This window comes from Streptococcus mitis, assembly GCF_001579045.1.
GTDB lineage: Bacteria > Bacillota > Bacilli > Lactobacillales > Streptococcaceae > Streptococcus > Streptococcus mitis_D.
The window spans coordinates 628936-634063 of record NZ_KQ970262.1; the positions used below are offsets into that span (position 1 = coordinate 628936).

The following is a 5128-nucleotide window of genomic DNA, read 5'->3' on the forward strand; positions in this document are numbered from 1 at the left end:
ATACCAGAGATGGATTGCTCAAGAGCTGGGTAGTTAGAGGAGCTCTTAACTAAAGTATAGCTCTTCCAGTTGATACCACTGATGCCATTCAACTCTTTCATAACATCATCCAAGTTCTTGTCCGCTGTTACAAAGAAGGTTGCGTCCCCATAAATAGCTGTGTCTTCTGTGTATCCATAAAGTTTAGCAGCCGTATGGATGTCTGTGATAGCAGTATTTTCGTAGAGTTCTTGTGAATAGGTGACTGCCGACTTATTATGGCCATCAAAGAGTCCCTTGATTGTCACTTCAACTGTTTCCTTGGCACCTTTTTCATTGTCTGCATCATAGACATTAGAGTCCAACTTGACCTTATCCCCTACTTTCCAGCCGTGTTTGGCTGCCAAGTCCTTGTGCATGAGAATCTTGTCTTTGTCATCATTGGTTAGGTGCTCACCTTCGACCAACTTATAAGAACCAGAGACAAACTTGTCTTCTTTAGAGGAGTCATTGACACCTGTAATCATCAAGCTACTTCCAAAATGTTTGGCACGGTCAGGTGTCAGATTTTTCTTGGTTTCTGGAGTTTCGATAAGTTCATATCCAGTCAAATCTCCGATAGCGTTGATGCGTTTCACATAAGACTCGATGGCCTTGTTTTCAGTGATTTTTTTGATGTCCTCACCCTTAATATTCCCAGCACCACGTGGCGTTCCTTGATTGACGCGACGATTGATTTGCATGGAGAAGCTGTTGGTGATATTTTTAAAGGTCTCCTGAGAAGCCTTGGCAGTAGCTCCCTTGATTGACAAGCCAACCAAACTCAAGCTCGCCATGAGGAGAATAATCAGGAAGATGACAATCGATTTGAAAAACTTCCTTGTAACATAGGCAAATGCGTTGTGTAACATAGGTTCCCTTTCTAGGTTTGATTTTATTTCTATGTCTTATAACTTATATAAATTATTTTTTTACTATTTCCCTTAGATTGTGCGGACGGGAGGTAAAATTATCCAGTGGATGATTTTAGAAATCCAAGGAATTTCATCCCTAATTTTTGAGCCCTTCGCCCTTTAATTTCTATGCTCAGGCTAAAATAGTTCCCCAAACTATTTTACTCTCAAAAATTCCGGCCTAGATAATAACTTTGTTATTATCTAGGCTATCACTACTGCGGGAAATAGTTGTTAAAGACTCACTTCGTTTATTATTACTTTACACGTATCTGGTTACCAACTAATACTATTTTAAAGTTTAATAACTAGATTCTATATTTCAGTCAGTTTCTTGTCCTTCAACTCAAGTGTAATATCTGACGCTTGTGCCACTTCTTTACTGTGAGTTACGACAATGACACATTTACCTGTTTTCTGGGCAAGTGATTTGAGCAGCTCGACAATATCTCCAGCAGTTTTAGGGTCCAGATTTCCCGTTGGCTCATCAGCTAAGATAACTGGAGCTTCTGATACCAGACTACGAGCGATGGCAACACGTTGCTGTTGACCACCTGATAACTGGAGAACGTTCCGCCTGATCTGACTTTCATCCAAACCAAGCTCAAGCAGTGTATCCTTGCTTGCCTTTTTGTTGACCAAGCGGATATTTTCCAGCGGAGAAAGATAATCTATCAAGTTATAATTTTGAAAGACCAAGGAAATATGGTGCATGCGATGGTAAGAATATCCCTTCTTACGAATGTCCTCTCCTTGAAAAAGAATCGAACCTTCAACAGGACTATCTAGACCAGCAAGGAGGGACAAGAGAGTGGATTTCCCTGCTCCCGACTCACCAATAATACTGTAAAATTTCCCGGGTTCAAAATGATAATTGATCTGATACAAAACTGCCTCAGCAGTGTTCTTATAACGGTAGGTAAGATCTTGTAATTGTAATAAAGTCATGATTTCTCCTTCTTATACTCAATGAAAATCAAAGAGCAAACTAGGAAGCTAGCCGCAGGTTGCTCAAAGTACAGCTTTGAGGTTGCAGATAAAGCTAACGCGGTTTGAAGAGTTTTTCGAAGAGTATTAACTAATAGATGATAAAATTTCTTTCGGTGATTTTCTAAATAAGAATAGGAAACAAAGGGCTACAGACAAGCAACTAAGCAGAACTAGAAAAACATAGGATTCTGCAAAAGATAGGATGCTGGTTGATAAACTGCTTGCTTTGGCTAGTGTATCTTGTAAACTTGCCTGATCTCCACTTGCTAGTAGAGTTTGGAGTAGGTAAGATGTGATGGTGTTTCCTGCAACAAATGCTGGAAGCAAAGCTCCAAGCGATACCAAAACTACCTCTAAACAGAACTGGAGGAAGATTGAGCTTTTGCCTTTTCCAAGTGCAAGTAAAATCCCCACTTCGTAGACCCTTTCCCTCAACCAGAGAGACAAGACTAAAATCAAGGCGCCTGCTCCTGCTATCAACATCCCATAAAGGAAAATGGTCAGGAAGGTTTGGAAGGTTGCCACTGAGTCTTTGATTTGTTCAAAGGCCTTGTTTTCCTTCTCGACTTGGTAGCCTTGACTTTCTAAAGCCAAATTTTCTACCTGCTTCATGAGTCCATCCATTTCCTTAGGATTTTCCACATAAAAGCGAGCTGCACTGACTTGCGGTTCACCATTTCCCAAAAGGGTCTGGCTACTTTCATAGTCTGTAAAGACTTGGTTTTCACTGAAGTCAGAAGACAAGCCTGTGAACTTCTCTTGTTTTTTACCAGAAAAGATGCCTACAATATCAAACTCTACTGTTTGCCCTTTTCCAGATTCTGACTGTCCAGCATCCAAGCCAATCTTGTCATGAAGAGAAAGACCATTCTTCTTAGCCAACTCTTCGTGGATTAGAATTTTCTTGGAATCCCCTTTTTGAAGATGTCGCCCTTCTTTTAGATTGAAAGCCGAACTGGTAAAGGTCACATCCTTGGATGAATCTTCAAGAGCCGTTAAGCTAACCAAGTTCTTGTCCGCAGTTGACAAATCATCACGTTCTACACTCTGCTCACCACTCACCGCTTCCTTGTCTTTTAATTTTGCGACCGTCTCCAGTTCAGGAGAAACATTTTCCAGCCCCTTAATCTTGCTTACAGATGCTAGGTCTGACAACTTGAATGTCTGACCATTTTCTATCTTCTTAATAGAAAAAGATGTGTTGAGTGATTTGTAAAGATTGGTTTCAACCGTTTTGTTGGACTTCATCAATGTCAAACAGGCTGAAATTCCGGCCAATAGGACAAACAAAATCAGAAATAAAATAAAACTTCTCAGTCGTTTTCTACTGACATAAGCCCAAGCTCTTTGGATTGGATTCATTTGTCACCTCCATATTTGTAAGACTATTATAAAATTCAAATATGAAATGTTTATGAAATACGAAAAAAGAACTAGAATTCTCACAAATGAGTGATTTTTCTAGTTCTTTTTGATTTACAAAGACTTTATGTAGGGAAAGCTACTAAGGATCAGATGAGATCATCTATTTAAGCTTCCTCTTCATCGTCTTTTTTCTTTTTGGCAAATAGCAAACCAAATGCGCCAAGAAGAGAGAGAACTCCTAATGCACCTGTAGCACGATCTGCTTTCGTACCAGTATTTGGCAATACTGCTTGTGGTTGAGAAACTGATGGATTCGTTTCTGACACTTCATTCGGCAATTGAGCAGGTACTTCAACTGTTTGACTTGGTTGTTCAGCCGGTTGAGTAGCTGGCACCTCAGCAGGGGTAGCAGTATCTGGTCTACGATTTGTATCGGCAGATGGCGTAGCTGGTCCTTGTTGGCCGTCACCTGTTGTCCCTATCCCTTCTGTGTATTCTGGTACTTCAACTATAGGTGGCACAATTGTTATTAGATCTGTTCCTGGTATGTCGTGACTGATTCCTGTTGTTGGATCTGTCACTGTCGCTGTGCCGTCGTCTCCTACTGTTACTTCCTTACCTGGGTTCTTCGCTTTGACTTTGTCTGCCACTTGTTTTTTCTCTTCTGGAGTTAAGTGGGATTTGTCTTTGACTGGAACTTTTTCAGTTGGTTTCACTGGTTCGAAGTCTTGATTTACTAGGTCTGTTCCTGGAATTTCGTGACTGATTCCCGTTGTTGGATCTGTCACTGTCGCTGTGCCGTCATCTCCTACCGTTACATCCTTACCTGGGTTCTTCGCTTTGACTTTGTCTACCACTTGTTTTTTCTCTTCTGGAGTTAAGTGGGATTTGTCTTTGACTGGAACTTTTTCGGTTGGTTTCACTGGTTCAAAGTCTTGGTTCACTAAGTCGCTTCCTGGAATTGTGTGACTGATTCCTGTTGTTGGATCTGTCACTGTCGCTGTGCCGTCATCTCCTACCGTTACATCCTTACCTGGGTTCTTCGCTTTGACTTTGTCTACCACTTGTTTTTTCTCTTCTGGAGTTAAGTGGGATTTGTCTTTGACTGGAACTTTTTCAGTTGGTTTCACTGGTTCAAAGTCTTGGTTCACTAGCTCTGTTCCTGGAATGGTATGACTGATTCCTGTTGTTGGATCTTTAACTGTTGCTGTGCCGTCGTCTCCTACTGTTACTTCCTTACCTGGGTTCTTGTCTTTGACTTTATCTGCCACTTGTTTTTTCTCTTCTGGAGTTAAGTGCGCTTTGTCTTTCACTGGAACTTTTTCGGTTGGTTTCACTGGGGTAAAGTCTTTAACAGTTAAATCTTTAACTGGGATTAGTACTGATTCACCAGTTGTTTTATCTGTAACGGTAACATTACCCTTATCATCTGCAGTAACAATTGTATTTGGATTAGATTCTTTAACTTTATCCACCAATTTTTCTATTTCTCTCGGTGTTAAGTGTTCTGGATCTGGAACTACAATTGGTAGTGGAATTGTCACTTCAAATTCTCTTGCTGGTTCACCTTTAGCGCTAGTTAATTTACCAGGAATTGTAATATCACTAGTTCCTTCTTTTGGAAGTTTACCGTCTTCTTGGGCAATTCCTTTTCCTGTTGTTGGATTTTCAGGCAACTCGTTATTAGTTAACTCTACTTTTCCTCCAGTTACAACTTTTTCACTAGCAATACCAGGTAATTTGACTTTAGTACCTTCAGGAACCCCATCAACTGTTACCACAACATTTCCTGTTTGTGGGTTTTGTGTTCCTACCGTAAATGTTGGAGTTGATGTAGTTGG

3 protein-coding genes and 1 pseudogene are annotated in these 5128 nt (G+C 40.5%); all 4 read right to left on the bottom strand.

Annotated elements, in window-relative coordinates:
• A pseudogene (vex3, locus tag SMIDD28_RS06100) lies at window positions 1-890 on the bottom strand (ABC transporter permease subunit Vex3); the annotation flags it as partial.
• Between the two features lie 357 nt (window positions 891-1247).
• Window positions 1248-1880, bottom strand: a complete 633-nt coding sequence (vex2, locus tag SMIDD28_RS06105; RefSeq protein ID WP_061425267.1) for an ABC transporter ATP-binding subunit Vex2 — start codon at window positions 1878-1880, stop codon at window positions 1248-1250.
• A gap of 126 nt (window positions 1881-2006) precedes the next feature.
• Window positions 2007-3284: an ABC transporter permease gene (locus SMIDD28_RS06110; protein WP_061425268.1), complete on the bottom strand. Its 1278-nt coding sequence runs from the start codon at window positions 3282-3284 to the stop codon at window positions 2007-2009.
• 167 nt (window positions 3285-3451) lie between these two features.
• Window positions 3452-5128 (bottom strand): LPXTG cell wall anchor domain-containing protein (locus SMIDD28_RS12195; protein ID WP_231075152.1); only part of this gene is annotated, 1677 nt, incomplete at its 5' end.

What these genes read in the sequence shown, in the direction of transcription:
- vex2 (WP_061425267.1), bottom strand. Translation starts at nt 1,880, where the DNA reads ATGACTTTATTACAATTACAAGATCTTACCTACCGTTATAAGAACACT.
- SMIDD28_RS06110 (WP_061425268.1), bottom strand. Translation starts at nt 3,284, where the DNA reads ATGAATCCAATCCAAAGAGCTTGGGCTTATGTCAGTAGAAAACGACTG.